This window comes from Bradyrhizobium sp. 191 (assembly GCF_023100985.1).
Lineage (GTDB): Bacteria > Pseudomonadota > Alphaproteobacteria > Rhizobiales > Xanthobacteraceae > Bradyrhizobium > Bradyrhizobium diversitatis.
Genome location: NZ_CP064692.1, coordinates 5,671,361 through 5,698,345 on the forward strand (window position 1 = coordinate 5,671,361; position 26,985 = coordinate 5,698,345).

General features: G+C 60.2%; 29 protein-coding genes. 14 read left to right on the plus strand and 15 right to left on the minus strand.

Annotated features, from left to right (window positions below; genetic code table 11):
- The first annotated feature begins 33 nt into the window (after positions 1 to 33).
- The gene (locus tag IVB23_RS26435) at positions 34 to 789 is read left to right on the plus strand and encodes a hypothetical protein (protein ID WP_247800549.1); all 756 of its coding nucleotides are present in this window, start codon (positions 34 to 36) and stop codon (positions 787 to 789) included.
- 67 nt (positions 790 to 856) lie between these two features.
- Here IVB23_RS26435 and IVB23_RS26440 read toward each other — a convergent pair whose 3' ends face one another.
- Both IVB23_RS26440 and IVB23_RS26445 read right to left on the minus strand, forming a co-directional pair.
- A complete protein-coding gene (locus IVB23_RS26440; protein ID WP_247800550.1) occupies positions 857 to 1,780 on the minus strand; it encodes a hypothetical protein in 924 nt (307 codons plus the stop codon).
- A gap of 20 nt (positions 1,781 to 1,800) precedes the next feature.
- Positions 1,801 to 2,301, minus strand: a complete 501-nt coding sequence (locus IVB23_RS26445) for a hypothetical protein (protein WP_247800551.1) — start codon at positions 2,299 to 2,301, stop codon at positions 1,801 to 1,803.
- A 1,770-nt stretch (positions 2,302 to 4,071) separates the two neighbouring features.
- Here IVB23_RS26445 and IVB23_RS26450 point away from each other — a divergent pair.
- Together IVB23_RS26450 and IVB23_RS26455 are read left to right on the plus strand one after the other, a co-directional pair.
- Positions 4,072 to 4,554 (plus strand): hypothetical protein, encoded by a 483-nt coding sequence (locus IVB23_RS26450; protein ID WP_247800552.1) that lies wholly within the window; start codon positions 4,072 to 4,074, stop codon positions 4,552 to 4,554.
- A gap of 69 nt (positions 4,555 to 4,623) precedes the next feature.
- Positions 4,624 to 4,884: a hypothetical protein gene (locus tag IVB23_RS26455; protein ID WP_247800553.1), complete on the plus strand. Its 261-nt coding sequence runs from the start codon at positions 4,624 to 4,626 to the stop codon at positions 4,882 to 4,884.
- A 59-nt stretch (positions 4,885 to 4,943) separates the two neighbouring features.
- On the opposite strand, the gene IVB23_RS39400 is transcribed toward IVB23_RS26455, so the two are convergent.
- The 13 genes from IVB23_RS39400 to IVB23_RS26520 form a co-directional block, all read right to left on the minus strand.
- Entirely contained in the window at positions 4,944 to 5,186 is a 243-nt protein-coding gene (locus tag IVB23_RS39400; RefSeq protein WP_346659112.1) for an HGGxSTG domain-containing protein, read from the minus strand.
- Positions 5,104 to 5,835 carry a hypothetical protein gene (locus IVB23_RS26460; protein WP_247800554.1) on the minus strand — a complete coding sequence of 244 codons (732 nt, stop codon included), beginning with the start codon at positions 5,833 to 5,835 and terminating at the stop codon, positions 5,104 to 5,106. The genes IVB23_RS39400 and IVB23_RS26460 overlap by 83 nt, the downstream gene beginning before the upstream one ends.
- The gene (locus IVB23_RS26465) at positions 5,832 to 6,032 is read right to left on the minus strand and encodes a hypothetical protein (RefSeq protein ID WP_247800555.1); all 201 of its coding nucleotides are present in this window, start codon (positions 6,030 to 6,032) and stop codon (positions 5,832 to 5,834) included. The genes IVB23_RS26460 and IVB23_RS26465 overlap by 4 nt, the downstream gene beginning before the upstream one ends.
- Positions 6,033 to 6,060: 28 nt before the next feature.
- Entirely contained in the window at positions 6,061 to 7,077 is a 1,017-nt protein-coding gene (locus tag IVB23_RS26470; protein ID WP_247800556.1) for a hypothetical protein, read from the minus strand.
- Between the two features lie 229 nt (positions 7,078 to 7,306).
- Positions 7,307 to 7,531 (minus strand): hypothetical protein, encoded by a 225-nt coding sequence (locus tag IVB23_RS26475; RefSeq protein WP_247800557.1) that lies wholly within the window; start codon positions 7,529 to 7,531, stop codon positions 7,307 to 7,309.
- Positions 7,532 to 7,695: 164 nt separating this feature from the next.
- A complete protein-coding gene (locus IVB23_RS26480; RefSeq protein ID WP_247800558.1) occupies positions 7,696 to 8,004 on the minus strand; it encodes a helix-turn-helix domain-containing protein in 309 nt (102 codons plus the stop codon).
- Positions 8,001 to 8,642, minus strand: a complete 642-nt coding sequence (locus IVB23_RS26485; protein ID WP_247800559.1) for a hypothetical protein — start codon at positions 8,640 to 8,642, stop codon at positions 8,001 to 8,003. Before IVB23_RS26485 ends, IVB23_RS26480 begins: the two co-directional genes overlap by 4 nt.
- Entirely contained in the window at positions 8,632 to 11,436 is a 2,805-nt protein-coding gene (locus IVB23_RS39475; protein ID WP_346659113.1) for a DUF927 domain-containing protein, read from the minus strand. Before IVB23_RS39475 ends, IVB23_RS26485 begins: the two co-directional genes overlap by 11 nt.
- Positions 11,436 to 11,669, minus strand: coding sequence for a hypothetical protein (locus IVB23_RS26500; RefSeq protein ID WP_247800560.1), 234 nt, complete (start codon positions 11,667 to 11,669; stop codon positions 11,436 to 11,438). Before IVB23_RS26500 ends, IVB23_RS39475 begins: the two co-directional genes overlap by 1 nt.
- Positions 11,666 to 11,944, minus strand: a complete 279-nt coding sequence (locus tag IVB23_RS26505; RefSeq protein ID WP_247800561.1) for a hypothetical protein — start codon at positions 11,942 to 11,944, stop codon at positions 11,666 to 11,668. Before IVB23_RS26505 ends, IVB23_RS26500 begins: the two co-directional genes overlap by 4 nt.
- 664 nt (positions 11,945 to 12,608) lie before the next feature.
- Positions 12,609 to 13,508: a hypothetical protein gene (locus tag IVB23_RS26510; protein WP_247800562.1), complete on the minus strand. Its 900-nt coding sequence runs from the start codon at positions 13,506 to 13,508 to the stop codon at positions 12,609 to 12,611.
- 88 nt (positions 13,509 to 13,596) lie between these two features.
- Positions 13,597 to 14,862, minus strand: a complete 1,266-nt coding sequence (locus IVB23_RS26515; protein WP_247800563.1) for an integrase arm-type DNA-binding domain-containing protein — start codon at positions 14,860 to 14,862, stop codon at positions 13,597 to 13,599.
- Between the two features lie 602 nt (positions 14,863 to 15,464).
- A complete protein-coding gene (locus tag IVB23_RS26520) occupies positions 15,465 to 15,611 on the minus strand; it encodes a hypothetical protein (RefSeq protein ID WP_197967594.1) in 147 nt (48 codons plus the stop codon).
- 183 nt (positions 15,612 to 15,794) lie between these two features.
- Here IVB23_RS26520 and IVB23_RS26525 point away from each other — a divergent pair, with 183 nt between their 5' ends.
- From IVB23_RS26525 to ptsP, 11 genes are all read left to right on the plus strand, one after another.
- The gene (locus IVB23_RS26525) at positions 15,795 to 17,129 is read left to right on the plus strand and encodes an alpha-amylase family protein (RefSeq protein ID WP_247800564.1); all 1,335 of its coding nucleotides are present in this window, start codon (positions 15,795 to 15,797) and stop codon (positions 17,127 to 17,129) included.
- A 1,187-nt stretch (positions 17,130 to 18,316) separates the two neighbouring features.
- On the plus strand, positions 18,317 to 19,675 hold the full coding sequence (locus IVB23_RS26535; protein ID WP_247800565.1) for an extracellular solute-binding protein: 1,359 nt from the start codon (positions 18,317 to 18,319) through the stop codon (positions 19,673 to 19,675).
- A gap of 71 nt (positions 19,676 to 19,746) precedes the next feature.
- Positions 19,747 to 20,721 (plus strand): sugar ABC transporter permease, encoded by a 975-nt coding sequence (locus tag IVB23_RS26540; protein ID WP_156505156.1) that lies wholly within the window; start codon positions 19,747 to 19,749, stop codon positions 20,719 to 20,721.
- The gene (locus tag IVB23_RS26545) at positions 20,718 to 21,680 is read left to right on the plus strand and encodes a carbohydrate ABC transporter permease (RefSeq protein ID WP_061880612.1); all 963 of its coding nucleotides are present in this window, start codon (positions 20,718 to 20,720) and stop codon (positions 21,678 to 21,680) included. Before IVB23_RS26540 ends, IVB23_RS26545 begins: the two co-directional genes overlap by 4 nt.
- On the plus strand, positions 21,677 to 21,880 hold the full coding sequence (locus IVB23_RS26550; protein WP_061880613.1) for a hypothetical protein: 204 nt from the start codon (positions 21,677 to 21,679) through the stop codon (positions 21,878 to 21,880). Before IVB23_RS26545 ends, IVB23_RS26550 begins: the two co-directional genes overlap by 4 nt.
- 10 nt (positions 21,881 to 21,890) lie before the next feature.
- On the plus strand, positions 21,891 to 22,988 hold the full coding sequence (locus IVB23_RS26555; protein WP_247800566.1) for an ABC transporter ATP-binding protein: 1,098 nt from the start codon (positions 21,891 to 21,893) through the stop codon (positions 22,986 to 22,988).
- Complete coding sequence (locus tag IVB23_RS26560; RefSeq protein ID WP_247800567.1) at positions 22,981 to 24,003, plus strand: ABC transporter ATP-binding protein; 1,023 nt, start codon at positions 22,981 to 22,983, stop codon at positions 24,001 to 24,003. The genes IVB23_RS26555 and IVB23_RS26560 overlap by 8 nt, the downstream gene beginning before the upstream one ends.
- Before the next feature lie 13 nt (positions 24,004 to 24,016).
- Positions 24,017 to 24,640: a dihydroxyacetone kinase subunit DhaL gene (gene dhaL, locus IVB23_RS26565; protein WP_247800568.1), complete on the plus strand. Its 624-nt coding sequence runs from the start codon at positions 24,017 to 24,019 to the stop codon at positions 24,638 to 24,640.
- Complete coding sequence (gene dhaM / locus IVB23_RS26570; protein WP_061880617.1) at positions 24,637 to 25,029, plus strand: dihydroxyacetone kinase phosphoryl donor subunit DhaM; 393 nt, start codon at positions 24,637 to 24,639, stop codon at positions 25,027 to 25,029. Before dhaL ends, dhaM begins: the two co-directional genes overlap by 4 nt.
- A gap of 31 nt (positions 25,030 to 25,060) precedes the next feature.
- Entirely contained in the window at positions 25,061 to 25,363 is a 303-nt protein-coding gene (locus IVB23_RS26575; protein WP_061880618.1) for an HPr family phosphocarrier protein, read from the plus strand.
- A 1-nt stretch (position 25,364) separates the two neighbouring features.
- The gene (ptsP, locus tag IVB23_RS26580) at positions 25,365 to 26,984 is read left to right on the plus strand and encodes a phosphoenolpyruvate--protein phosphotransferase (protein WP_247800569.1); all 1,620 of its coding nucleotides are present in this window, start codon (positions 25,365 to 25,367) and stop codon (positions 26,982 to 26,984) included.
- Position 26,985 lies beyond the last annotated feature (1 nt).

A 26,985-nucleotide genomic window follows, 5' to 3' on the forward strand; every position in this document is an offset into this window, starting at 1 on the left:
ATTCCAACCAACTAGCAATGAAGGAGTAGTGAGATGGATATGGCAATCAGCGTCATGCCCGACACCGCAGCGGTAACATCGTTCTCAGAGGATGTATCTGAATGTTACCCGGCGGAGATTTTCGGCCAACTGCCGGACGGCTTCCGCCTTCAGGATCAATCGATCCACGTGCTTGTGCATTGGCATCGCAAGGCCATTGCGGCGGTTGAACACCTCCCTGAAGATGTGACTGATTATGAGCTAGGCGCGGCCTGCGATATCGTAAGGCGCCTTTACGTTGCCATCCTTACGGCAAAGACACATGGCGCGAGCCATGTTGCCTTGAAGCTGCAAGCGGTCCTGACGAAGCTGGATTCAGAGAAGAGCAACAGTATCGAGGAAGCGCTGGACGTTGACGACATTCGGCGCCTAGCGGCGGAACTGTCTGACGCTATCAAACCTTCAGCCCCAGTAAAAAGGGTTGGCGCGCTCCGTCGCGGCCGGAAGCTTACCCGGACCGGGTTGCTCTATCGCTACCAGTCTTTCCTCATGAAAGAACTCCAAACCCTCAGCTTGAACCTGTACGGCGATCGGGACTGTGCGCTGGAATATATTGCCGAGGATGACGCGGTAAACCTGCGTTGCAGCGGCCGTCCCAAGTATCCGTTCTTTGACGAGAGCAGACTTGCAGATCGCGCGCGAAGTGTTCTCAAGAGCCTGAAGATCGACACCAAACAATTCGACATATTGGGACGCCACGGCGTCACCTGGGCCACCTCTGAGTCGTGGCCCTCGCGAGCGGCAAAATAGCTTCGTGCAAAAGCCTTACTTTAGGGGCCGCCCCAAACGACGACGGGCGGCCCTTATAGTTCGATGGCTACTCATCACCGTCGCCAGAGGCCGCGTCGGCCCATTCAAGGTCGCACACCACCCGTGCTTCCACCGAGCTTTCGGCGCTAAAGTACTTGGCGTTCTCGGCTAGGAGCCGGCGGGCTGTTTCTTCGGCTTCCTTCTTTGAATTGCACCGTTCATGCACAAAGCTGTCGGTCCTGCCAGTGCGCCGGGAAGTATCCCAGCGGATCACATCGACCGAGGCGTACCAGACGCCAGACCCTGTACGATAGCGAGCCAGAATTTCTCGACGACGATCCGCGGCCTCCGCTATGCCTAGCCAAACAGCATTGTCGAAATCATCTTTTGCAAGCCTGCGAGCTTCGAAAGCAAATCCCTTCAGCGCGGGCTCGGTCAAATAGTCCATCTTTCCGGCAATGCCGAAGATATGTGTTTGGATTTCGCGAATAGCTTCCTTCGCCTCGAACGTTACCGGGGGTGGCTTTGGAGCAACGCCCTTGGCCTGTTGGACTATGGGCGTGGCAGCGCGATTGCCCTTCCAAATGTCGTCGGAAATCAAATCCAAATCTTGCTTAGATAACGTCCAGCGATTGTCGCGTTCCCATTTTTCACGGTTCAGCTTTGGAGAGAGATCGACCACCTTCGACTTCGACTTGATCCGCTTCGACCGCTCCAGGGCATCGAAGGTATCCATTGCCTCGAAGCCACTGTTGATGAGAGATTCGTGAACTTTGCCGGCGGCGTCAAAATGCAGGAAATTGCCATCGGCCCTGGTAATCCGAGCTGGCTTGCCTTCCTCCAGCTCTACAATCACGTTTGCGACTTTTTGCTTAGTGCCGGCGAATTGAGGCATCGCGTCGGAGCCGTGAACTAAGCCCTCCATTACCCGCTGCGAGATGCGCTGAAGGCCGTCATCGGCAAAGATGTAAAAGCGGATTGAAACTGTCATTGGGCCTCGCGCAGAGTACGCTACTTCTTGGGATTGTGCCGACGCCTACTTTTCTCTTTGACGTCCTCTAAGCGCCGAATTTGCTCATAAAACTCGCTCTCGGCAGTACTGTGCTGGGTCAGCTGATCGACAAGTTCGGAGGCCATCATCCTTAGTCCGGCTTTGATAATCCCGGCTACAGCGTCGTTCCGGGCATAGGTGCCATCCTCCTCCCAGCGTCGCCTGGATGCCTCGTCAACCTCCTTGATCCACGGCCGGTATTCGATCAGCGCCGCACGACTATCGAGGATTTGGTGGACAGTCCTTGGAGTAGGAAGAGCACCATCGTGAGCAATAGCATACGCCTGAAGCGACGCCGTCAGTTTTTCCGTTTGGCGCAAGAGATCGAGCGGCTTGCCTGACCCACTGGTTATCCGAAGGAAATTTGCTGCGAACTTTCGAAGGTCTCGGGTCAATTGATCATGAGCCCGCTTCTTGAGGATATCCTTTTCGGATTGCTCGCTTACGACTCTTAGCGCCATGACGGTGTCCCCAGCAGCCCACCCATGATTCCCCATCACGGCACTGGGAGCAACAGCACGGTCCCCGCCGAAGCGCACGGGATTTTTTTATTCAAAGGTACCCGCCCTTCCTGGGGCCCCATGCTCCGACTAGCGAGCAGCAAAAGGGCAATTTTCGGCAACCCTCAGCCCTAAATCCCCGCCACTTACCCATCCCATAAAGGGGCATTTATTTAGCGTCAGAAGTGGCACTTGTGCCCGATTTCAAAGGACAAAAAATACGTCCGAAAATCCAAGAAAATTCGATTAATTCGCCGGGCGGCGCGTCCAGCTCTTCGAGCCGTCCGGGTGGGGATGGTGTTAGGAAGGTGAAGACAGGCGAGGTTGCAGCCTCGCCGACGCAGAAGCTCGTGCCGCTCCTGGCGCGCATTGGCGACCCTCGGCGCGTAATGATTTGGCGTCATGGCTTCGAAGACTGGAAACCGGTCGAAGATGTGCGCGAGGTGGCTCAGCAATTATTCCGGCCTCCGCCACTGCGTACCCGCTCCGCCGCCGCACCTCAGGGGCCGGTGGTAGCGCAAACCTCTAAGGATTGCGGTCCAACCCTTCCGGTCAGCACTAGGGTGTGGAGATACCGGGGAACCCCGGTCGGGGAGGGATTGTGCTGGCACCTAGGAACAACCGATGCTGTAATGCGGAGGGGGAAGGTGGGGGATGCACGACTGGCGAACATTCTCGTTGTCTCTGTCGTTATTGGCGGCAGTGCTCAGCGGCTGCGCGACTAAACCGCCGCTCGCTCGGGAAGAGGTTGGTATAGCGCCGCAAGCCGCCATACCAATCGCTCCTCAAGCCGCCAAGACTGAACAACCCCCCGATCGGGGCCAGGTCACGGCGGTTCCAATCCAGCCAAGTCCTGGACCGCCTGCTCAGGCCGTAGGACCACCGTCCACCACGTACAGCTCGGAATACGTGAGCAATCTCCGAGCATGCCTTGCCGGGTTCTACGGCTGCAGGCGAGAAGCGCTCGCGGGAGAGGACCTTGCAAAGGTCTCGGTGATCGAACAGGAGCGAAATTACAACGCCTGTATGGCTGGGTATTCCAACTGTTCGCCTTCAAGTCTTACACCAGACCAACAACTTCGCGTCACTGCATCGAATAGTGAGCGTAACCTGCGCGCCTGCTTAGCAGGGTATTCGAATTGTCAGCCTTCAAGCCTTACAGCCGAACAGCGTGTAGCAACTGATGCCCGCGCCCGTGAGCGCAATCTGGCCGCCTGTCTTCAAGGTTATTCCACTTGCAGTGAGGAAGGTCTTTCGCCAGACGAAAAGCTGTCGGTTAGCGCGCGAAGGGCCGAGAGAAACTTTTCGTCGTGCCTGTCGGGATACTCGTCTTGTAAGTTAGAGGACCTGTCGCCGGAGCAGAGAAGCAAGGTTGCGGCAAGCAACTATGAGCGAAATCTCTCCAGATGCCTGAGTGGCTCACCCACATGCAAACTAGAAGAACTTGCGGCGACCGACCTAGAGAAAGTTCGGAAGGGACGGGAAGAAGCCGCGGCAAGAACGGCATCGCCGTCAGTGGGTACTTCGGTCCCAACGTACGTCCCAAGCGGACCGGGATGCGCAGAAAACGGCTCCTGTTATGGGGACGTAAGCACAATAACCGGGCTGCCGAAGACGATTGCGGTTAGCGGATACTATAGGCGCAACGGCACGTACGTCCGCGGCCATTACCGAAGCCGTAGATAGAATGCAGAAAAGAGGAGCTTCCAGCGTGGCACTGAGGAGAGAATCATGACCGCTACGCCGATCTATAGGGCGTTTGCCTTAGGGCTATTCAGGTCGTCAGTCTTCTTCATTTGTGCGGTGGTTGCCTTCTCTCAGCGTGAGGACCGCACCGGCACGATCCTCTTGATGATCGTGTTCTTGCTCGACGTAGCGTCGTACCAGATTGTGCAGGTCGTCACCATTTCGAACGAGAGTGTTTACGCGCGTGTTTGGGCTGACACACTCACCAATCGACTATTCTATGAAAAGCTTTTCGAGAAGATTCGTGTGCGCGAGTATGTGGATGTAGACGCCCTGTTTAAAGAAGCCAGAAAATCTTCTGCGGCGGATGTAAAGCTGTTCTTGAAGGATACGACCGTCTGGTCAGAATGGGGCGGTTTCAAACAAACTCTTGCAGGGATTTGGAGCTTCCTTTGGCTGTGGATCAGCTACGGTATCTTCTACGGTATTGCTGGCTGGATGGGGACCGCAATGAGATCATCGTTCTAAGGTAGCCGACACGTTCAATAATCTGCTGACCGGACCACTCAGAAAACACAATGCAATTAAGGGCCTTTCATGACGGATCTTTCCCACCTGTCTTGGCGCCAGCGCATCCACCGTCGAGTAAGTCTGTTAGGCGGGAGCTACGAACATCCGGACGGCCATCTAGAGCTGGATTTTGAGGAGCCTGCGGGTATCGACAGTCGAAATGACAGCGAGAGGCTGCAAACACAAAAACTGGTCGCTTACGAAAAAAGACAAGAGGCGAGCAGGCTCAAGGTTTTCTATCTGATCGCCGGAGCCGCGCTTATGTACGCATACCTTAAGTACTTCTAACCGGGCTGCCGCTCGCCGCGGCAACTAAGAAGCCGGCGGCTTAGACGCGGAAGCACCCTTTAGGCTAGCACATCCCACGTCTGCCGCATTTCCTTGATCAGCGCGGCCATGTGGCGCCGTTGCCGGATCGAGCTGGCCGAATAGCGCCCGTGCTTGAAAGCGTTCTGGTTGCCCTTCGGTGCTCCAGGAGACGGTCCGCCATGCATCCGGCACCTTCCATTAGCCATGCCCGGCGACTGGCAGGGCCTGCCGCTTCGGGTTCGCGCACCGCACCGGGGCGCCTTCTGCATATCCAACAGCATGGGGTTGTGCCTCCATATTTTTCCCAGCCCCCCCGGGGGTCACTTGACCGACAATCGCCTGGCCGCCCTGATAGACGTGCACATGCTCAACAATGACTTTCTGTTGGCCTTTGCTGCGATACTTCTTTAGCGCCTCTACCTGAGCGGCGTTTGCTTTGGTGAGCTTCGCGGCAAGCGTGAGATTGATCTGCTTCGCTTCGACCGATTGGCCCGGAAGCATTGCCCGGCGATAGCACTCCATCGATGCCGCATGCGAGGCGTACAGCTGAGCCGCCATCATGCCTTCTACAGCGTCCCCGGGATTCACGCTCGCCAAGAATGCAAGAATTGCGGTCTGTCGGTCACCCCTTTCATCGACCGGCATATGTTCGCGAAACCATCCGGAGTTGATGACCTGATTGCAGAGCGTCTGGTTCCAATGGTCGGAACGCGATCCGCCAAGGTGCTTCAGCATCGGCTTACTGGAGTCGAACTCTTCCGGCGGCGGGCAGTAAGCCACATTTCCCTTTGCATCCTTGCCAAAGGCCATGACTGCGGCGGACGATTTTGCCGGATACGCGGCGGCAGAAGGGTTTGGCTCAACCGACGCCACCGCCGTAAGGGCTTTCTTTGCCGTCTTGGTCTTCGGCTTTATTTTGGCCTTTTTCATCGACGCACCGCTTCCAGCACCACGCATTCCTTATGGGCGGTTTGCACCATTACGTGAAAGCCAGCGGGAGCAATAACGGCAGTTGCCTGCTGGGATTGCCCTTGCGTCTGCAACTGCGCGGGCAGGCGCGCGATCATGCCGCCGCCATTATCCGCATAGGGCCGCTGATCGAATTGGTAACCGTCAAAATGGCCCATCAGTGGATCCTCAGGATTGAGTGGGACATTATCGCGGCCTCCTCGCCTGTAGCCACCCATTCACGCCAAAGCCGAGGCCGGCGCTGAATGTCGCGTTGGCATGCAGGTAGTAGGTCGTGCTCGACGTAATCGACACCCGATGGGAAACGTGCGACTGCGTCAGTGAAACGTCAGCACCAGACGGTCTACGCTCGTGATTCACCAAGCCGGTGATCGAGTTGCCCGACGCCACACTTGGCGTGGAGGACGTCGAGATGATCGAGTTCCAGTCGGTTGCCGTGGTCGCACCGTTGGACGCATTGAAATAGACGTTCGCTGCTATGTCCCAGTCACCGGCCGGCAACGTGATGTTGCCGCACGCCACCGCCGTTCCGCTGGAAGACAAGGTGCCTGAGAGCGTCGTCTGGACATGCTCGCCGACATTGCCTGCGGTGGCGCTATCGTTTGTGGACGTTCCCGGGTATTGCCCGCGGGAAACCGTGACGCTGTTGATTTGCAGCGTGTTGCCCGAGTCGGCCGCGTTGAATGTCTTGTTGGAGAAAGTATCCGTGGTGGCCTTGCCAACGAGGGTATCCGTCGAATTTGGGAACGTGACCGTTGCCGTGCCGGAGGAAGCGGCAAGCGTGTTGCCGTTGACCTTGAGCGTATTGGGGCCAGCCGTGTCGATCGTCTTGTTCGTTAGCGTCGCTGACGCGCTATTCTTAGTGGCATCGCTGGTATTATCGACGTTGCCGAGACCCACGTCGCCCTTGACCAAGGCCAGCAAGGTCTTGAAGGCCGCGTAGGTCTTGGACTTGATCAGCTTCCCGGTTGTGCCGTCGAAGATGGCCGGCAGATCATCCGTGACACTGGCCGGGCCGGTTACCTTCGCATCCAGCGCGGTCTGCGTCGCAGTCGATACCGGCTTGTTGGCGTCGCTGGTGTTATCGACGTTTTCGAGGCCTGAGACGGCATGCTGGGCATCCCACTTCGGACCATCCACAAGCACATTGGGGTTTGCCGCTGCGCCCGTCAGACTGGCATGGGTAACAGTGACCGTTGCCATCAGGCTTCAGCCCAGGTTTCGGGTTGCTTGGTTCGCGCCGACCAAACACCGGCCGCGGCGCCCGTGTCGAAAATCGGGGTGTTGTCGAATACGAGCGGATCGAACACTCGCGGCGCCCGACTGAGCGATGTCCACGCCTCGGATTGATGGGTTTTCGCCGTCCATGTCACGGACTGGCGAGACCTCTGTGTCCACGTCTCGGATTGCTTTGGCTTTGGGGTCCACGTAGTCATAAGGCAGCCTCGCCATTAGCAAGTCGCTGAACGTCGTTCGCGTCACGGGCGGGGATGGTGGCCGGATCGAAGCCATCCGCTCTGAGCGCCGTCAAAACGGCCTGACGCACGTATTCAGACTTTGATTGAAGATGCTTGTCGGCAGCAGCGTCGAGTGTGCCGGAAAGGGAGTCCGGCACCCGAAACTGCACTAGCCTTTGAAATTTGGTCGCGTCGTCCATGGTATTTCCCAACAACATGCAATTTGCATGCGGTTGAAATTACGTGGATTGACCAAGCAGCGTGCGCAGGTTTTGCTGGCTTTTCGAACGTTGAGGATTCTGCAGGAGTTGTGGATGATCCGAGACGCCGCTAAATGCAGGTCAAATCTCGCATTTTGCATACCCTAACCGAGCGTTACCGGCCTTTGCGCAGGCAACCCAAACCGTTTGAAGTAAGAGACGACATCGGCGGCCTGACGGTCGCCGTCCAGGTAGCGCGCCAGCGCACCCGTCTCACCGTCAAGGTACATCTCAAGCGCGACCTTGCTGACGCACCACTTGCCTCCGATACGACGACCAAGGCCTTCGCTTTCACACCAGTTACGGATCGTGCCTGGCGATTTTTTGGCGCGGTCCGCCGCCTGCTGCAATGTCAGCACCTCGCTGGGATTATAGGGTGTCAGGACGAAGCAGCGGTCGAGACTGTCCGTCATGGGAGCGACTCCGAAAGCAAAATCGCACCGATCTGATCGGGGCGGCGATAGGTCAGGACCGCGCCGGATGCCCGGCGCATTGTTGTTGTGCTAGCGGTCAAGGTGAGAATTGGGCCCCCATTCTGGATCAGGATCAGCCCCATCGCATCGAACCGAGCGGCCGGCGCGATCGGGTGGACTCCAAACAGGTCGAGCGCCGTCCAACCGAGCGAATGCGCTGCGCTGCCCCAGCCGGACAGGAAACTCTCAGCATCGGAAAGGATGCCTTGCCATCGATCCGCAGGAAGCCACTCGACCGGATCGCGCCGCTTTAGCTCTGCCAGAATTGCATGCCACTTGGCAGGCGCACCCTCCCCAATTTCGCCCGCTCGACCTTCTTCAAAACGAGTGGTGGCAGTGGGGACGGTGGGGACACTTTGTGCAAGTGACTTGAATTGCTCGGTTTTTCTGTCCCCACTCGATCCCGCGGCCTGTCCCCACTCAATTTCGAGTGGGGACACGTGCGTTTCGCGAGTGGGGACAAAAAAGTCCTTGTGCTGCAGCGGCTTCTTCAATTTGTCCCCACTGCCACCACTGTCCCCACTCGTTTTGATCAGGGTCACGATGTCTTGGGAGAAGGCTTGCAAGTCATGCTTCATTTGCATCCTCCAAGAACGTCGAGCGGATGTGATAGAGCCGCATCTTTCCGTGGTCGGGGACGCGGACCGATTTCGCGTTGTGCTTGCCCTCGGCGTCGAGATAGCCCTTCTGCCTCAACATGGCCGCGGTGCGCCTCGGATCGAGGCCGGTGCAGATCTCCTTCCAGGCGGTCGTCGTAACGTAATAGTCCCAACCGTCGCCCATCTGTTCGCGATAGCCCGCCACGTCGCGGACTGGGATTCGTGACTGCGTTTCCTCCCAAGCAGGGATGAAGCGGGCCATCCCGTTTGCCATCAAAAACGTTCTGACCTGCTCGATGCCGGTGGCGTTCTCCGCAGCCTCGTGACCACCACGAGCGGCAAGCCACTGCTCGAAGCAAAGTGCTGCGGCCCGAACGGCGTCTCCGCGCTCCCAGGGCACGATCCCGTACAGGCAGGCAATTTCGCCACCAGCCGCAATCAGCCCGAACCGCTGGGCCACGCGGCCTACTTGGCCGTCTGCGCCAGAGGGGACGTACTGGTCGCAAAAGCCCTTCACAACGTCAGCGACCGTCTTCCGAATTTGATCGATCTCCGGGACGATAGCCGCGAGGTATTGGCGAGACGCAACACCATAGTGCTGTTGCGTCGCAGACCGGAGATGGCGCGCCAGGACTTCAGCCGAGGGAAATCCGTGAAGCTCTTCGAACATCCCCATATCGGCGCCAGCATCGGCTGAGACATCCACGATCCGGATTTGTTGGCCGGCGGCCAGCCGACGACCACGGCCGTCTTCTGCAACTTTGTCAGCCAACCCGATCTCACCGGATGACAAGAACAGCACCCGCCATCTCGCGGCCTTGCGTGCTGTTCCGTCACGTGAGCTGCGGGATTTCCCGGAGCCATTGGCGAGCATGTACGCCGCCTCACCGGCGTCCTTGGCTGCCAATTGGGACAGTTCGTCGAGACACAGCAACGTATCGGAATGACCAAGGCACACACCCTCCAAGCCATTCGCTGTTGCGCGCCACGACCGAACGTAGCCGTTCGCGTCACCACCGCCCCAAACGCTACCTGCAATGTGCAGTGCCGTGCTCTTCCCGGTAGACGAAGCGCCCTTGAAGTGGATGCCGCCGCCCTCAGCAGCGCAGGGGCCGATCAGCGGGCCAGCAAAGGCAGCCGAGAGGGCCAGGATCAACCGGCTGTTACCCCTGGCGTATCGCGCTACGTTATCCTGCCAGCTCTGGAGCGTGCCGGATTGACGGAATGAGTGCTCGTGTGCGGTCGCGCTCTGCAGTAACAGCGTGTCCCGGTCATCAATACCGAAGCAATCATCGGGCATGACGAACGAATTGCCGTGCCAGCCGACCCGCTGCGTTGCTCTCGCCCGATTTGGTGACCGCACCTGGAGCAGGAACGAGTTGAACAGCCCGCGAGCCGTTTGGCTGGGCGCGATAAAGAAGCCGCCATCCATCAGGATCCGGCGAGCCTCGGACCCGTCGCCGGCCAAGGTCGAACGCGGCAGCGCAAACTGGTGGTCGCGGCCGTCATGATCTTTCCAGTGCAAGAGGACGCCCCAGCTGGCGCCATCGGCATCTCGGGTCTCTGCCAAGACGTTGAAGTGGCCTGCGATCAGGATGGCTGGCTTGTCCAGGTCATCCGGATTGCTCCACATCAAGCCGCGGTCCGAGAAGCTGTACCCGGTCGGGAGCTTCTGTTCAGCACGCGCAAGCAGATGGCGTTCCGCATCCTCCGGCTGGTCAGGGGCGGTCGGAGCTACGGTTTGCCACGTCTCAACGGCTTCGACTCGGCGGACCAACTCATCGAACGAGTTGCCCAGCGCGAACCAGTCTGTGACATCCTGCTTGTTACCCAATTCGGGGAAGTGGATTACCCTGACGTTGGCGGCCACCGTCGCTGCCAGCGCTGCCTTCTCCTCGGCGTGCCGGCGCCCTTCGGCGTCGTTGTCTGCCAAGATCACAACCTTTTTCCCGACCACATACTGCTCGGAGCCCGGCGGCAGACCATCGCCCGTACCGCCGAACGTGAATGCAGCGCCGCCACGCTTCGCCACCGAGTCGACGTCCTTTTCACCCTCTGGCCAGAACAGCAGATCATCGGAGGCGAACGGATCGTTACCGACGAAATATGGAACGGACCGAAAGCCCTCCGGCTTACGGTACTGCCAGCCGGTCACGCCATCAGAGCTGACCACTCTGAAGACGTTGAAGGCGTCATCCCGGGTCATGATCTTGATCCGAACTGGTACGCCGCCCTGCCGATAGACGTGGCGACGCCGCTCACCGTCGCGGATCCGCGGTCCCTCGTCCCCTGCGGGGATGAAACGCGGCTTTCCATCCTTGTCGGGTGCGGTTCGGCCCGGGAGGTTTTGCGGCGCGGTGCCAGCCTCATCGGGCGTTGCCGCGACGGCGGTTGCCTTCTTCGGTTTGAAGTCGCGGACATTGCCGGTCAGCGACGTGGATCCGGAGTTGGTTTTGACGTTCAGCATCGCGCCGATCTCTCGAGCCGCTTCCACCTTGGACTTCCGTTCCAGGTAGGCCACCAGATCGATGACATCGCCGCCCTTGTCGCCGGTGGCGAAGTCTGACCATACGCCGGTCGTCAGGTTCACTTTGAAACTGCCGGGACGACCGTCGTTGCGCGTCGGGTTGCGGGCTACCCACTCGTTACCTTCCGAATGGCCGTCCGGCAGGAGACGCGGCACGATGATATCGAGCGCACCGAGTGCGGCCGAACTCACCGCTCTGAAATCAACGCGGTCCGCTTTTGCAAAGCTTTGGCTGATTGCACCCATTACTTGGCGCCTCCCTTGTCAGAAGATGCCTCAACACGATTTGCATTCGATAACGCCTGTGCGGCAGCAGCCGACGACGGGAAGAACTCGCCAACCCACTCACCCGACGCGAGTTCTGCTGCGAACCGGCGCTTGCTGTATTCGATCACAAAGCCGATCGTTTCCCGGCCGGCCGAGACCGTGAGCTTCCGGATCGGTTTATCGATCAGATTCTTGCGGGGCGTTGCGCTCATGCGGCCACCTCGGTCATTACCACCGTCACGGGCGTTTTGAGCCGATAGCGGCCGTGGGTGCCGGGAAACGGACCAGTGTGCGGCTCGTAGTCGGTCGTGATGACCAACCCAGCTTTGCGAAGCTTGAAGATGTAGTGCGACCACCGGGGCGCCGGATGGTCGATCGTGGTCACTCCGGCGGCTCCAGCCTCGATGAGACGACGCAACGTCCAGGCTTCCCGGCCAGTGAACGTCAGGCACGAATCGCTTGACAATCGGATGGTGATGTTGCTCACTGCTGCACCTCCGACCCGATACCGGCTAGGTTTGCAACGAGGTCGGCCACGGCCGGATGCACTCGGTACCGACGGGCAACGAACAGACCGGCGCGGCTGCTCGGCCGGATGGCCGTAACTCGCCATGAGAAGAGTGGCAGGCCAGAAACGGATTGAGTTTTGCGACTGCGTTTGATACAGGTTTTCAAGTTCAAGACTCCTTGGAAGCCCGGTGCGCACGAACTGATCCTGGTAAGATGGATCGTGCCGCCGGGTTTTCGTTTGAGGGATGTGGGTTAGGCGACGCGACGAACTTCAGACGTCGATCTGACCAGCGGGCCGATCTTTTTCTGTGCCCAGGCGTCGAGCCCCGAGACGGGGTAAAGAGGGAAGCGCCCCGCGAGCCGAAAGGGCGGCCCCTCCGAACTTACGCAAGCAAGTTTTGCCAGCGTCTTGGGAGAGCAGGGAACGCTGTATGTATCTGTCACGTACTTAGCGGCCTCCTTCCGTCGAAGGTGGCGCTCATGGGCAGGTGTTTCTTCGGTGTCCATTGTGGTCTCGCATCATCACGGATCAATCTCCGTGGGTGCGAGGTAAATGGAGCACCAAGAAATCCGCGGTAAAGATACGCGGTTGAAATCGCTGCGGATTTGGCCGGCGTATTAGCCGCGGATTTGGCCGCGTGTTAGCCGGACCTTTTTTCGCCGCGTCCCCGGGTGGGGAAGTTCTTGCGGAGTTTGCGCACCTTGTCGCGGCCGACCCCCAACTGCTTCATGTGGGCGATGTCTTCGTCCTCGGTCGGGATATAGCCTTCAGGCTGTTGCTCCCGCCACCGCCTGAACTCAGGCTCTATCTTTGCTTCGGCGAGGCGGCGCGGAGGTTTCGTTGGGTCCTCTGGCGAGGAAATGGCGACCGGTGCAGTAGCGACAGATTTGGAGGCCTGCTCGCTCTCGGCGGAAGCATCAGGCGCGCAACTCGTTAAGCTTTCGCGGGTGACGAAAATCCATTGATAGGGATCGCTTCCAATCCCCAACCCATACGGATCATCAGGCCTCAAATGACAATAATCAAAGCGGTCGCGAATGCGTTCCGAGTTCCACCAGACCCGTGAGATGGGGGTGGGATCTCCGCCGGCTTTGTCGCGAATGGCTGTAATAAGAAGGCCTGCCTCTGCGAGTTTAATGATCCTATCCCGCACTTCAGCAAAGCGCCTGAAGCCCGGCATCTGCTCCTCGTTGTGCTTCTTGACGATCATCACGGCAGCCATCCACTCGTTGCCCGTAAATTCGAAGGAGTGCTGGTACGGCTTACGTGGCTGGCGATTAGATTCAGGATGGTGCTTCACGAGCAGATCGTGCGCGAGTTTGGCCCGCCACCCAGACCTCTCAGGAAAGACTGGGAGTGCTTTTAGAAAATCGCGACAAGGCTCATCGCCCGTCCAATCAGATCCAAACATTGACTTGCCCACCGCATGCACCGCGCGGGCGAGGAATACGTACGAAGAGTTATCGTTCGGCCAGCCAATTGATTTCCTCCAGAACTCCATCTGAGAGGTCATCTGCTGTTGCATTAATTCGAGGCTCATTGCACTTCCGCTTGTGCTCCGCATGATGACGACGCGGCAGGCTGGTGCGGACCAGCTTTTCGGGAGCTACCCTAGCCGCGCCGATAGGTCAGGCCGTTCTCAATGGGACGACCTTCGATGTTCTTCCATGCATGGCTTCGTCGATGTGCTGAGCTATGCGTGTCGCGGCGGCGACAAGCGCGCTGTCCACCTTGTGAATGTACCCCTCCGTCACACTCAATCCGGCCTGCCCAAGGAGGGCCTTGATCGTGGGAAGGGAATAGCCGAGGTCTTCGGCCGTTGATGCGAATGAGTGGCGAAGCCCATGGGAGGTGATTCCGGGTACGGTCTTTCCAGCAATATCCTTCAGCCACCGTGTAAGGCCAGCATGGTGTTTTTGCGCATTGGTGACGGAGGGGAATACGTACTTAGATTTGGAGCGGACCGTGGCGTCCTGGATGACGGCCAGCGCGGCCGAGCCGATCGGCCGGACGCTCTTTCCAGTCTTAGTCTCTTGTAGTCGGAGAACCATTCGCGCCGCATCGACGTCGGTTTTCAAAAGACCTTCGATCTCTCGCAAGCGGGCACCGGTAAGCGCGGCGGCACGCACGGCCAAGATTGGCTGCCAGTTTCCGCCATCGTGATCGGCGCGCTTCAAGCATTTTCCGAGTTCCCGATAGCCAGCATCATCCAACCGCCACTGCCGAGTCTTATCCTTAGGACGCAGCACACCAGTCGCCGGGTTGTCTGAGCGGTAACCCTCGTGCACTGCATATGTGAGGATCCCGCCCAGCAACCCCTTGGTACGGGCCGCAGCTCCGGGCCCACCTCGCGCAATGGCGCGCTTGCGCTTCGCTGTCTTGAACTCGCCCGCCGTCTTGCCGGCAATGACGTCCTGGATGAACTTCCGGACGTCCGCGGAGGTAAGGTCCTTGACGGTGCGTTTCCCGATCAGGGGGACGATGTGGCGGTTTATGCGTCCTTTGTCGGTGTAAAGGGTGGAAGAGCGCTTGGTGCCGCCGCGCTTGGTCAGGACTAAGCCCTTTTCGGCCTTCGCCAGATATTCCCGGCAAAGTTCCTCAATCGTCATGGCGCCGCGGGCCAGTTTCTTGCTTTCCGCCGGATCTGCACCTTTCACGACCTCCGCCAAGGCTAGTTTCGCCTGTCGGCGGGCCTCCTCGACGGTCAGGACGCCGTAGCGCCCAACGGTCAGTCGGCGGCTCCGGCCATTGGCATTCCGGTATTGCACTAGGAAGGACTTGGCGCCGGTCGCCTTGACCCTCAGGCCGAACCCTGGGAGTTCGTCGTCCCATAGAAATAGCTCACCCTTGGCCGCCCTAGCGGCATCTACGGCCCTTTTCGTAAGCTTCGGCATGTAAACCTTCGGGTAAGCAGCGGGTAAGCAGGCGGCCGAAAACGGGGGTAACGAAGAGAAATTGTCGTAGCCCTCAAATCAGTCTGAAAACACGGTACTTTGGGCGATAGGCAAATTCAAGAAATTTGGGGTAAGCAGAGGTAACAACTATGACGTTGCCCTCTCAAGGCTGAAACAGGGGTTCGATTCCCCTAGGGAGCGCCAGATTTCAACGAAATAGGTGGGTAGGGACGACGCGTGTCCAGTTGGTGTCTCGTTGACAGCGAGGACAATTGCCGCTCACCTGGCCCTTTGTGGCAGTCGAATCCTTGAGCTTCTGGCGTGCGGATTGCCTGCGGGAAGGGTTGAGTTCACGAACCCCTCCGCAACGAGCTGCGCTGCTTGACGGAAGCCGTACATGCGCCAAAGCATCCTGAACTCATTGGTCAAGTACCTTGGACGCGTCCATGTTGTCCGCATTGGTTCGCGGGTGATCCCCGTTTTGAGGGTTAAGCCGAGAATGCACAGGAATCATAGTCCTGGGGTCGGGGGTCCGAGTCCCTCTCCCGCTACCAAAGCTACGATCCGTCCTACCTCGTAGCCAGGACCTCGTGCTGCCTGCCTCATTTGTCTTCTGGCTCGATACTGCACAGCAGGCAAATCGAACGGTCTTCTTCCACTTCCGCCGCGGCGACGACCTCGTTACCTTTGGAATCGAGCGCGACGAGCTGTTGAAATTCCAGGGCAGGGGAGCGAGCCGGATCACGCATGCGCTTGGCGAGCAGCGGGCACTCCGAGTCAGGCAGTACGGAGTGCACAAGACCAAGGGGGAGCGTTCAGATCGGTCCGGATAAGCAGATTGAATTGACGCCGGGCGACGCCTCCTCGGTCAGATTCGGCGCAAGCTTCGTGGTTCCGTGATTGAGGACCTGCAACGCCGCAAGCGAGGGAACGTGAGAAACTGGATCGAACATGCTGTCTGGTGGCACGTGTACCCGCTCGGCTTCGTCGGGGCGGAGCGGGACGCTCGTGCATGCGATGGCGTCGTCCGCCGCTTTGGCCAGCTCACCGCATGGCTCGATTATGCCGTGAATCTTGGCGTCTCGGGCATCTTGCTGGGGCCTGTCTTTGCCTCGTCCACTCATGGATACGATACGATCGATCATTTTCAAATTGACCCGCGGTTGGGGGATGATGGCGACTTCGACGCATTCATCGACGCGGCTCACCGCCGCGGCCTGCGGATCGTTCTTGATGGTGTATTCAATCATGTCGGTCGCGAATGCCCGATCTTTCGGCGTGCGCTTGCAGGCGGTCCGGCTTGCAGGGAAGCCTCATGGTTTCATTTGCGCTGGCCGCCGGAAGGCTCGTCGGAGGAGGAGCCCGACTATGCGACGTTCGAAGGGCATCGTCAGTTGGTTGCCCTGAACCATCGGGAGCCCGCCGTCGCCGAGTATGTGGCGCGCGTGATGACGCATTGGCTCGACCGTGGCGTCGATGGATGGCGGCTCGATGCCGCCTATTCGGTCCCAAGACAGTTCTGGAGCGCTGTCCTGCCCGCGGTTCGTGCCCGTCATCCGCAGGCCTACATTTTCGGCGAGTTGATTCATGGCGACTACAGCGGCTTTGTGCGCGAAACGGGCGTCGATGCCGTCACCCAGTACGAATTGTGGAAGGCGATCTGGAGTTCATTGAACGATCGCAACATGTTCGAGCTCGCCTGGGCCCTCAAGCGCCACAACGAGATGATCAATACGTTCGTGCCGCAGACATTCATCGGCAATCATGACGTCACGCGCATCGCAAGCCAGTTGCGCGATGAGCGACATCTCGCCCATGCGCTTGTCATTCTCATGACTTGCGGTGGAACGCCCTCGATCTACGCGCGAGACGAGCAGGCATTCCGTGGGATCAAGGAGCACCGCGTCGGCGGAGACGATGCTATTCGTCCGGTATTTCCGGCAACGCCGGGCGATCTTGCGCCGTTCGGCTGGCCAACCTATCGCCTGCACCAGGAACTGATCGGCCTGCGGCGGAGATATCCCTGGCTTCACCGGGCACGTGGCCGTGTGATCGAACTGCGCAACGCCGATCTTCTGCTTGAGGCATTTCACGAGGAAAATCGGCTGTTGGTCGCCTTGAATGTGGCTGATGCGCCGGTGGTGTACGTTATCACCACAAGTGTCGTCAGGCTTGCTGGCAACCTCACAACGCAGCGGAAACCCATAACGACCGAGATTGCATTGCCGCCGCATGGTTGGGGAATTCTGGCTTCAGATGCCTCGTGATTGCATCGTCGATCCTCTGCGCTATTTTCTTGTTCAACCAGGCCAGAAAGCGCAGATCTCTTGTCGAGACGTTGGCGGATCTTCGAACCCCTTTCTAAGCAGCATTGCTCCTTTCAGAATGAAGCGGTCATTATGCCGGGTTTGACTCAGGCGATAGAGAAGTCGCTCGAGAACATAATTGTTGAGTAGTAGGTCGAATGGCTGTCGACTCTGCTTCGAGAGACCGCGGAGGCCTGGCAGATCAGATTTATCAGTCGGTCCAGTGATGGATTGGAACGAGAGTTCAAATTTTTCAGCCAGTTAGAAGTTGGCGTGTGCGCGACGTGTGCACCGGGAGCTCAAGAAAGATCTCATCACAACTAATGTGAGCAGACCCTGTGAGCACAATCACCTTTTCCGAGGGCTGGAGAGATAGGTGAGTGCTGACATCAGTGTCACTTGCGGGAGGTAGAAGGCGTCATGCCTTCACCTCGCATTCGCGTAGGTCTGCTAGTCCAACGAAGAAACGCATCTGTTGCGGTGTGGGTTGGTAGCGCTTCCGTGACACGCCTCGACGTCGCCCAAGCCCGGACAGAGCTAGCGGCCCGCCTTGCAGAAGGTTTCGACGATACGCTACATGCTCGCAGCCTGCCGCCCGTGAAATGTCTGCGAGGTAGGTAGCGAGTGGCAGCACTGACCGCACAGACGCGACGGCTCCGAACGGAAGCGGCCATCGTCAGCTCTCGGACGACGAGGGGGCTCCTCGCGCCTGCTTCATTGAACATTCAGTAAAGCAGTTTGCTAAACACGCGGCTATGGCCGGCCTTCCTGCTCTCGTGTTGTTCGGATGGGCTGGATTCTCCTGGCCGGGCGACATCGGCGGTCGCATTCGGCAAGATTCTCCGACATTTTCGCTGCGACTGCGAACATTCCGCTTGCGCGCGAACGCCGTAAGTCTTTTGCCAGACTCGTGACAAGCGGGGCTTGACGATCTCCAAAATTTAGTAATACGTTTAGTACCACAAAAAACTAAACATCACGCATCGGGCCGATGTGTGGGAGGAGCCCAAGTCATTCCGGAGCCGTCTCCGGAAGCGGTTCGTCTCGTCCTTCACTCATCGCTCCTCAAACTCGGTTTCAGGGTCTTGGCGTCGTCCCGGCAGGGAGCGCCGAGCGGGTTAGCTGCTTCAACGAGAGAGGAAACGGATATGCGGACATTCAATTGGTTTAGAAGCTCGGCGGCAACCACTGTCCTCGGCGCGGCGCTGCTGGGGATATTTGGCGGAGGCGAAGCCGCAGCTCAGGGCAGGCAGCTCACGCTGTGTTGGGCGGCATGGGATCCGGCCAACGCGCTGGTCGAGCTCGGCAAGGACTTCACCAAGCAATCCGGCATCGAGATGAAATACGAGTTCGTCCCATGGACGAGCTATGCCGATCGCTTCCTCAATGAGCTCAACTCCCACGGCAAGCTCTGCGACCTGATCATCGGCGATAGCCAGTGGATCGGCGGAGCCGCCGAGAACAAGTGGTACGTCAAGCTCAATGATTTCTTCGACAAGGAAAAGATATCGATGGACGACTTCGTCCCGGCGACGGTCGTCGGCTATTCGCAGTGGCCGAAGAACTCGCCGAACTATTGGGCGCTACCGGCCATGGCCGATGCGGTGGGCTGGACTTATCGCAAGGACTGGTTCTCGCGGCCCGAAATTCGATCCGCGTTCAAGGTCAAGTACGGCCGCGACCTAGCGCCACCGAAGACCTATGACGAACTGAAGCAGATCGCCGAGTTCTTCCAGGGCCGCGAGATCGATGGCAAAAAGGTCTATGGCGCCTACATCTTCACCGAGCGCGGCTCCGAAGGCATCACCATGGGCGTGACCAACGTGCTCTACAATTACGGCTTCGGCTACGACAATCCCAAGAAGCCGTACCAGATGCAGGGCGTCGTCAATTCGGCCGACGCGGCCAAGGGGCTCGAGTTCTATAAGGAGCTCTACAAGTGCTGCACGGCGCCGGGCATGACTAACGCCTACATGCAGGAGGGGCTCGACGCCTTCAAGTCCGGCCAGGTGGCGATGCAGATGAACTGGTTCGCCTTCTTCCCCGGCCTCTACAAGGATCCGAATGTCGGCGGCGACAAGATCGGCTTCTTCGTCAATCCGGCCGGCGCGAACGGACACTTCACCCAGCTCGGCGGACAGGGCATCTCGGTCGTCGCGACGTCCGACCGCAAGGACGACGCACTCGCCTACATCAAATGGTTCGCGCAGCCCGCCGTGCAGCAGAAATGGTGGCAGCTCGGCGGCTACTCGGCCCTCAAGGCGGTGGTCGACGCGCCCGACTTCCCGAAGAGCGCGGCGTTCGCACCGCAATTCCTGGAGTCGATGGGCATCGTCAAGGACTTCTGGGCCGAGCCATCCTACGCGCAACTGCTGCTCGACATGCAGAAGCGGGTGCATGACTACGTCGTTGCCGACAAGGGCACGGCGCAGCAAGCGCTCGATCTCCTGGTCAAGGACTGGGCCAAGGTCTTCAAGGAACAGGGCAAGCAGGTCGCGTCGCAATAGACTCGGGTTCTCGCATCAACTGAACTGGTTTCCCCGGGGAAGCGCCTCGGGGAAGCCGAACCAGCCAACCGATGGACAAGATGACGACGATCTTTCAACCTGATCATGCTACGATCGCTGGCGTGAGCGAGCCCGCCAAATCGCGCGCTACGCGGCGTGTCCGCGGCCTGTCGGACCGGACCATCGCCTGGCTGTTCGTTGCGCCGACGATCGCGCTGTTGTTGGCGATCAATATCTTTCCGCTGATCTGGATGATCCGGCTGTCCTTCACGAGCCTCAACCTCAGTATGTCCTATCTCCCGCTGCGGGTCGTCGGACTGGACAATTTCACCGACATCCTCACCGACGAGGACATCTGGATCCGGCTCCAGACCACGGCGCAATTCGTGATCTGGTCGGTGGTATTGCAGGTGGTCATCGGGTTCGCCCTGGCGCTCCTGATCAACCGTCAGTTCCGCGGTCACAGCTTCTGGACCACGATCATCCTGCTGCCGATGATGCTGTCGCCGGCGGTGGTGGGCAACTTTTGGACGTTGCTGTTGCAGCCGCAGATCGGTCCATTCAACTACCTGATCAGCCTGTTCACGGGTGTGCCGCCGAGCTCGTTCAGCATGACCGGGCAGGTCTCGCTCGCACCCTGGACCATCGTGCTCGTCGACACCTGGATGTGGGCTCCCTACGTCATGCTGATCTGCCTCGCCGGGCTTCGCTCCATTCCCGACTACATCTATGAAGCGGCCGAAGTCGATCGCGCCTCGGCCTGGCGGCAGTTCTGGTCGATCACGCTGCCGATGACGGTTCCATTCCTGATGCTCGCCGTGCTGTTCCGCGCGATCGAGAACTTCAAGATGTTCGACATGGTCAATCTGTTGACGTCCGGAGGCCCGGGCTCGACCACCGAGCTCGTGTCGATCACGCTGAAGCGCGCGGCGTTCGAGAAATGGCGCACCGGCTATTCCTCCGCGCTCGCCATCATCCTGTTCGTGACCGTGTTCGGTGCGGCCAACATCTACGTCAAAGTGCTCAACAAGGTGAAGCAACGATGACCGCTGTCCTCACCAAGTCCACCGCTCACTCCATCGTCGAAGCCTCGCCGCGCGCGAAGGCCGTGGCCGGTGGCCTCGTGATCCTCTACGCCGTGATCACGATCCTGCCGCTGCTCTGGATCGTCGCCACCGCATTCAAGTCGCAGAGTGACGCGATCGCATATCCGCCCAAGGTGATCTTCGAGCCGACTCTCGAAGGCTATGTGAACCTGTTCACTGTGCGCACCCGGCAGACGCCGGACTTCATCGCCAAGCTGCCGCCGCCGGAGACGTGGTACGACAAGCTCGTGCGCCAGCGCGACATGGTCATTGCCGGACCGTCGAAGGTCGTGCCGCGCTTCGTCAACTCGCTGATCATCGGGTTCGGCTCGACCTTCCTGGCCGTCTTTCTCGGCACGCTCGCGGCCTACGCTTTCTCGCGCTTCCGCATTCCCCTGGCTGACGACCTTCTGTTCTTCATTCTCTCGACGCGCATGATGCCGCCCGTTGCGGTCGCAATCCCGATCTATCTGATGTACCGGGAGCTCAATCTGACCGACACCAGGCTCGGAATGATCCTGCTCTACACTGCCGTGAACGTCTCGCTCGCGGTCTGGCTGCTCAAGGGATTCATCGACGAGATCCCGCGCGAATATGAGGAGGCCGCTCTTGTCGACGGCTACACGCGGCTGCAGGCGCTGCGCAAGGTTGTGTTGCCGCAAGCCGTCACGGGTATCGCAGCCACCGCAATCTTCTGCCTGATCTTCTCCTGGAACGAATATGCCTTTGCGGTTCTCCTGACCAGCGGCGAGGCGCAGACCATGCCGCCCTTCATCCCCTTCATCATCGGGGAGGGCGGGCAGGATTGGCCGGCCGTTGCCGCGGCCACCACCCTCTTCGTCGTGCCGATCGTCCTGTTCACCGTGTTGTTGCGCAAGCACCTGTTGCGGGGCATCACCTTCGGAGCTGTGCGCAAATGAGCGGGTCTGCTGCAATCGCCAAAGGCGTGATCTCTCGCTGGTTCCGACGCGGACCCTGGGAGACGGCTGCTATGACCCTGATCGGGGGAGGCATCGTCATGCTGGTGCAACCCTGGTCGATCGATCTCTACAGCTATTCCTTCGTGACGATCCTCACCGGCACGCTCGGCTACGTCGTCGTGAGCCATTTTCCGGAATAGGGCGGCAGACATGGCACAAATCCGCGTCGAAAACCTGCGCAAGTCGTTCGATCAGTTTGCGGCCGTGCAAGGCTCCAATTTCACGATCGACGATGGCGCTTTCTTTGCGATGCTCGGCCCCTCCGGCTGCGGCAAGACCACCACCTTGCGCATGATTGCGGGCCTGGAGCTGCCGACCGAGGGCAAGATCCTGCTCGACAATGAGGACGTGACCTTCCAGCGCGCATCCGCGCGCGATATCGCCTTCGTGTTTCAGCTTTTCGCGCTGTATCCGCACATGAACGTCGCCGAGAATATCGGCTTTCCCCTCAAGTGCCAGGGCATGGCTCGGCGCGATATTCACCAGCGGGTGCAGGAGACGGCCAAACTACTGCGAATCGAGCATCTGCTGTCGAGCAAGACGTCGAAGCTGTCTGGCGGCGATCGGCAGCGCGTTGCGCTCGGGCGCGCCATGGTGCGGCGGCCAAAGGCCTTTCTGATGGACGAGCCGCTGGGCGCACTCGATTCCGAGTTTCGTCATCTGATGTGCAGCGAGCTCCGCGACCTGCACGATCGCATCGGGGCGACCACGGTCTACGTGACGCATGATCAGCTCGAGGCGATGTCGATGGCAGATCGGATCGCCGTCATGAACGAGGGACGCGTTGAGCAGATCGGCTTCCCGCAGGAGATCTATGATCGGCCCGCGAGCATGTTCGTGGCCGATTTCATCGGCTCGCCGCCCATGAATTTTCTGCGCTTCGAGGCAGGTCTGCGCTCCGGCGATCGGACGATCAGTTTCCACGACACGAGCATCGCGGTGCCGGAGATCCGAGAGGATCGCGCCAGCGCCGGTATGGCACTCGGCGTTCGTCCGGAGCATATCCGCTTCACCGACGCGGCACCCGTCCGCGGCGAGGTGTTTGGCGCCGAGTATCTTGGGACCACCCAGATCGTCACCGTCGACACCGCGCATGGGCGCATTGCGGCGCGGTTGCCCTCCAGCGCGCCCGTGCGGATCGGCGAGCGGGTCGGCCTTGAATTCCGTTCGGAACGACTCGCGTTGTTCGACGTCGCCAGCGGCCTTGCGATACGAACTGCCAACGAGGGGAGCGCAGACCATGGCTGACGTCGCCCTACGCAACATCAGCAAGCGCTTCGGCGCGGTGGCGGCGGTGCGCGAGCTCTCGCTCTCGGTGAACGACGGAGAATTCATGGTCTTGCTCGGACCGAGCGGTGCCGGCAAGACCACGACCTTGCGGCTGATCACCGGGCTCGAGACTCCCGATTCCGGCTCGGTCATGATCGACGGACGCGACGTGACGCTGGCTCCTCCGGGAGCGCGCGATATTGCCTTCGTCTTCCAGCAATATTCGCTCTATCCGCATCTCACCGTCTATGACAACCTTGCGTTCCCGTTGCGCTCGCCCGCGCGACGGGTATCGGAGCCGATCATCAAGAAGCGGGTCGAGCAGACGGCGGAGTTGCTGCATATCGCAAGCAAGCTGAACAATCGCGCAACCCGACTTTCGGGCGGCGAGATGCAGCGGGTGGCAATCGGTCGTGCGCTGGTCCGCGATCCCTCGATCTATCTGATGGACGAGCCGCTGTCGTCGCTGGACGCCAAGCTCCGTGCCGAGCTTCGGCTGGAGCTCAAGCGGATTCAGCTCGAGCTTGGTGCGACCATCCTCTACGTAACCCACGATCAGGTCGAGGCCATGACGATGGCGTCCCGGATCGGCGTGATCAAGGACGGCGAGTTGCTCCAACTCGGCACGCCCCGGGAAATCTACGAGAGACCGTCGTCGAGCTATGTCGCCTCGCGCCTCGGCACGCCCCAGATCAATTTCCTCCCCGCGCGGCTGTTGTCGGACGTACCGCTGCCGCGGGGAACGGAGACAGTCGGCATCCGTACCGAGCACCTTCGCCTCGCGGCGCGCAATGGCGGGCCGATGGTCGGCCGCGTGCACCGGGTCGAGCACCTCGGCGAGCAGAATCACGTTCACTTGGACTATAAGGGAGAGATGCTGGTCACGCTTGCGGATCCGCATCAACCGCTGCATGCCGGTCAGGAGGTCGAGCTGGATCTGGTGCAACCGCTCTGCTTCGACGGCGCCGGGCAGCGCCTCCCGGCGGTTCATTAGAGGATCAAACGCAATGTCGCTGCAACCCGAGACGTTCAAATCGCTGGTCAAGGTGGCCGCAGAGCGGGTCATTGCCAGCGCGCCGGAGCTCACGAGCCTGGATCAGGCGATTGGCGACGGCGACCATGGATTCAACATGAAGCGCGGGTTCGAAGCCGTGCTCGGCAAGCTTGATGCGATCTCCGAACAGCCGTTCGACGAGGCTTTGAAGACGATCGGCAAGACGCTCGTGATGACGGTCGGCGGTGCTTCCGGCCCGCTTTACGGCAGCTTCTTCCTGGCCGCAGGCGAGGCCCTCTCGCACGACAAGCATCTGCCTGAGGATATCGCTGATGTCTTCGGCAGCGGTGTGAATGCCGTCAGCGCCCGCGGCCGTTCGCACGCCGGTGAAAAGACCATGCTCGACGTGCTCGTTCCCGTGCTGGAGACGCTGAAGAATGCGGCCGGCCAACCGGACCTGATCGCGCGAGTCAGCACAGCGGCCGCAGAGGCGGTCGTGCGGACCGCGCCGATGCGGGCCACCAAGGGGCGAGCGTCGTTTCTCGGGCCGCGCAGCGTCGGTCACATCGACCCCGGCGCGCGCTCGAGCTGTGTTCTCGTGCAGGCGGTATGCGCGAGCCTGGAGGGAGAGCAATGACTGATGCCGTGGGGATCGTGATCGTCTCGCATTCGAAGGACATCGCCAAAGGCACCGCCGACATGGTGCGGCAGATGGTCGGCAGCGAGGTCAAGGTGGCCTTCTGCGGCGGCAATCCCGATGGCGGGCTCGGCACCAGCGTGTCGCTGATCGTCGACGCCATCAACGATGCCTGGTCGACGAAAGGCGTCGCGATCCTCGTCGATCTCGGCGGCGCCGAAACAAACAGCGAGATGGCGGTCGAAATGCTGGAGCCGGCACGCCGCGCTCTCGTTGTCGTATGCAATGCGCCGATCGTCGAGGGCGCCGTGATGGCGGCGACCGAGGCGGCGGGCGGCAGCTCGCTGGCCCAGGTCAAGGCCGTGGCCGAGGAACTCTCTGCCGACTGATGCGTCGGCGAAATGATGATGGAATAAGACGATGCTGGATAAAGCGGATGGCCAGATTATCACCGAGAATGTGCGGCTGGTGCACGCGGTGGGCATGCATGCACGCCCGGCGGTCAAGCTGACCAAGCTGGCCAAGAAGTTCCAAGCCCAGATTTCCGTCCGGGTCGCGGGCGCGGCCGAGTGGATCAATGCCAAGAGCGTGGCCAAGATCATGGCCATGCGCGCGGCTCACGGCAGCACGATCGAGATCAAGGCGTCGGGCAGCGACGCAGAGGCTGCCGTCGCCGCCCTGGTCAACCTGATCGCAACCGACTTTCCGGACGAGGCGTCGTAGCATGCAGGGGGACGCTGCCGGACTGGCTTATCGCGGCAGGACCGCCTCGATCGGCTTTGCCTACGGCCCGCTCGTCCGTGTCGATGCGGGCACGAATGGCGAGCGGATCGCAGGCTCGCTGGTCGAGGAGGCGCTCGATCTTCGCAAGGCGATCGACGCGGCGAGTGGGCAGATCGCCGAGCTCGCCGCGATCGCGGGAGGTGAGGCCGCGCAGATTCTCGAGTTCCAGGTCGCGCTGCTGGAGGATGAGGATTTCATCGAAGCGATCTTCACGGCGATAAGCGAGGGGGATGCCGCCGACGTCGCGTGGCGTTCCGCCCTCGACGAGCAGATTGCGGACTATAATTCGGCCGAGGACGAGTATCTGAAGGCGCGCTGCTCCGATCTTGCGGATCTGCGCGACCGCATCATCAGCATCTTGCGCGGAGGCGGGGGCGAGGCCCCCAAGATACCGAGCGGTGCCGTTGTTTGCGCCGATGATTTGCCGCCCTCGCGTTTCCTTGAAATCGACTGGTCGGCGGGCGGTGGTCTTGCGCTCCTGCGCGGTAGCCCAACGAGTCATGTCGCGATGCTGGCGCGCGCGCGGGGCATCCCGATGGTCGTGCAGCTCGGCGCCATTCCGGAAATCGGCGCGACGGCGCTGCTCGATGGCGAGGGCGCTACGCTCGAGCTCGATCCCAGTGCCGAGCAGCTCCGGCTGTTCGAGAAGAGACGCGAAATTCATCGCAAGAGCCGGGCGTCCGCGCGGGCGATCCTGAGACGGCCGACCGCATCATGGCGCGGGGAGCGGATCAAGCTGCTCATCAACATCCAGCGCGTTGAGGACCTCGATCATGCCGACGCACAATATGCCGACGGCATCGGGTTGATGCGCACCGAGTTTCTGCTCGCCGAGCGCGGCGGCCTGCCCGACGAGGAGACGCAGTATCGCGCCTACGACGCCGTTATGCACTGGGCCGATCGACGCCAGGTTACCATTCGCACCTTTGATGCCGGCGGCGACAAGCCGGTACCTGGATTCACCATCGACGGTGAGGCCAATCCCTTCCTGGGCGTGCGTGGCCTGCGGCTTTGCCTCGCCCGCCCCGAGATATTCAGCGTGCAGCTCCGCGCGCTGGCGCGCGCGGCCGTGCAAGGAAATCTCAGGGTCATGTTTCCGATGGTCACGGCGCCGCACGAGTTCGAGTCCGGACGGAAGCTGTTCGCCGAAGTCGTGCAGCGCTTGCAGGCCGAGGGCATTGCCGCGATGCTCCCGGAGCTGGGAATCATGGTCGAGGTCCCGGCGGCGGCCCTGGCGATCGCGACCTTCAAGGCCTCCTTCTTCTCGATCGGCTCGAACGATCTCGCGCAATATGTCCTTGCGTGCGACCGTTCCAATGGAGCTCTCGCCCCCTTGATGGATCCCTTGAATCCGGCCCTCCTCGAACTGATCGCGCGAACCGCGGAGCATGGACGTCGCGCCGGAACCAGCGTCAGCCTGTGCGGCGACATGGCGGGCGACCCGCGCTGTCTGCCCGCGCTCCTGAATTGCGGCCTGCGCGAATTGTCGGTAAATGCGTCGGCGCTCGCGCAGATCAAGCAGACCATCGACCGCTTGAGCAGCGGAGGCGGGCTTGGCTGAT

Coding starts and splice junctions, on each gene's coding strand:
- IVB23_RS26435 (WP_247800549.1), top strand. CDS start 34: ATGGATATGGCAATCAGCGTCATGCCCGACACCGCAGCGGTAACATCG.
- IVB23_RS26440 (WP_247800550.1), bottom strand. CDS start 1,780: ATGACAGTTTCAATCCGCTTTTACATCTTTGCCGATGACGGCCTTCAG.
- IVB23_RS26445 (WP_247800551.1), bottom strand. CDS start 2,301: ATGGCGCTAAGAGTCGTAAGCGAGCAATCCGAAAAGGATATCCTCAAG.
- IVB23_RS26450 (WP_247800552.1), top strand. CDS start 4,072: ATGACCGCTACGCCGATCTATAGGGCGTTTGCCTTAGGGCTATTCAGG.
- IVB23_RS26455 (WP_247800553.1), top strand. CDS start 4,624: ATGACGGATCTTTCCCACCTGTCTTGGCGCCAGCGCATCCACCGTCGA.
- IVB23_RS39400 (WP_346659112.1), bottom strand. CDS start 5,186: ATGCTGTTGGATATGCAGAAGGCGCCCCGGTGCGGTGCGCGAACCCGA.
- IVB23_RS26460 (WP_247800554.1), bottom strand. CDS start 5,835: ATGAAAAAGGCCAAAATAAAGCCGAAGACCAAGACGGCAAAGAAAGCC.
- IVB23_RS26465 (WP_247800555.1), bottom strand. CDS start 6,032: ATGGGCCATTTTGACGGTTACCAATTCGATCAGCGGCCCTATGCGGAT.
- IVB23_RS26470 (WP_247800556.1), bottom strand. CDS start 7,077: ATGGCAACGGTCACTGTTACCCATGCCAGTCTGACGGGCGCAGCGGCA.
- IVB23_RS26475 (WP_247800557.1), bottom strand. CDS start 7,531: ATGGACGACGCGACCAAATTTCAAAGGCTAGTGCAGTTTCGGGTGCCG.
- IVB23_RS26480 (WP_247800558.1), bottom strand. CDS start 8,004: ATGACGGACAGTCTCGACCGCTGCTTCGTCCTGACACCCTATAATCCC.
- IVB23_RS26485 (WP_247800559.1), bottom strand. CDS start 8,642: ATGAAGCATGACTTGCAAGCCTTCTCCCAAGACATCGTGACCCTGATC.
- IVB23_RS39475 (WP_346659113.1), bottom strand. CDS start 11,436: ATGGGTGCAATCAGCCAAAGCTTTGCAAAAGCGGACCGCGTTGATTTC.
- IVB23_RS26500 (WP_247800560.1), bottom strand. CDS start 11,669: ATGAGCGCAACGCCCCGCAAGAATCTGATCGATAAACCGATCCGGAAG.
- IVB23_RS26510 (WP_247800562.1), bottom strand. CDS start 13,508: ATGAGCCTCGAATTAATGCAACAGCAGATGACCTCTCAGATGGAGTTC.
- IVB23_RS26515 (WP_247800563.1), bottom strand. CDS start 14,862: ATGCCGAAGCTTACGAAAAGGGCCGTAGATGCCGCTAGGGCGGCCAAG.
- IVB23_RS26520 (WP_197967594.1), bottom strand. CDS start 15,611: ATGCGTGATCCGGCTCGCTCCCCTGCCCTGGAATTTCAACAGCTCGTC.
- IVB23_RS26535 (WP_247800565.1), top strand. CDS start 18,317: ATGCGGACATTCAATTGGTTTAGAAGCTCGGCGGCAACCACTGTCCTC.
- IVB23_RS26540 (WP_156505156.1), top strand. CDS start 19,747: ATGGACAAGATGACGACGATCTTTCAACCTGATCATGCTACGATCGCT.
- IVB23_RS26545 (WP_061880612.1), top strand. CDS start 20,718: ATGACCGCTGTCCTCACCAAGTCCACCGCTCACTCCATCGTCGAAGCC.
- IVB23_RS26550 (WP_061880613.1), top strand. CDS start 21,677: ATGAGCGGGTCTGCTGCAATCGCCAAAGGCGTGATCTCTCGCTGGTTC.
- IVB23_RS26555 (WP_247800566.1), top strand. CDS start 21,891: ATGGCACAAATCCGCGTCGAAAACCTGCGCAAGTCGTTCGATCAGTTT.
- IVB23_RS26560 (WP_247800567.1), top strand. CDS start 22,981: ATGGCTGACGTCGCCCTACGCAACATCAGCAAGCGCTTCGGCGCGGTG.
- dhaL (WP_247800568.1), top strand. CDS start 24,017: ATGTCGCTGCAACCCGAGACGTTCAAATCGCTGGTCAAGGTGGCCGCA.
- dhaM (WP_061880617.1), top strand. CDS start 24,637: ATGACTGATGCCGTGGGGATCGTGATCGTCTCGCATTCGAAGGACATC.
- IVB23_RS26575 (WP_061880618.1), top strand. CDS start 25,061: ATGCTGGATAAAGCGGATGGCCAGATTATCACCGAGAATGTGCGGCTG.
- ptsP (WP_247800569.1), top strand. CDS start 25,365: ATGCAGGGGGACGCTGCCGGACTGGCTTATCGCGGCAGGACCGCCTCG.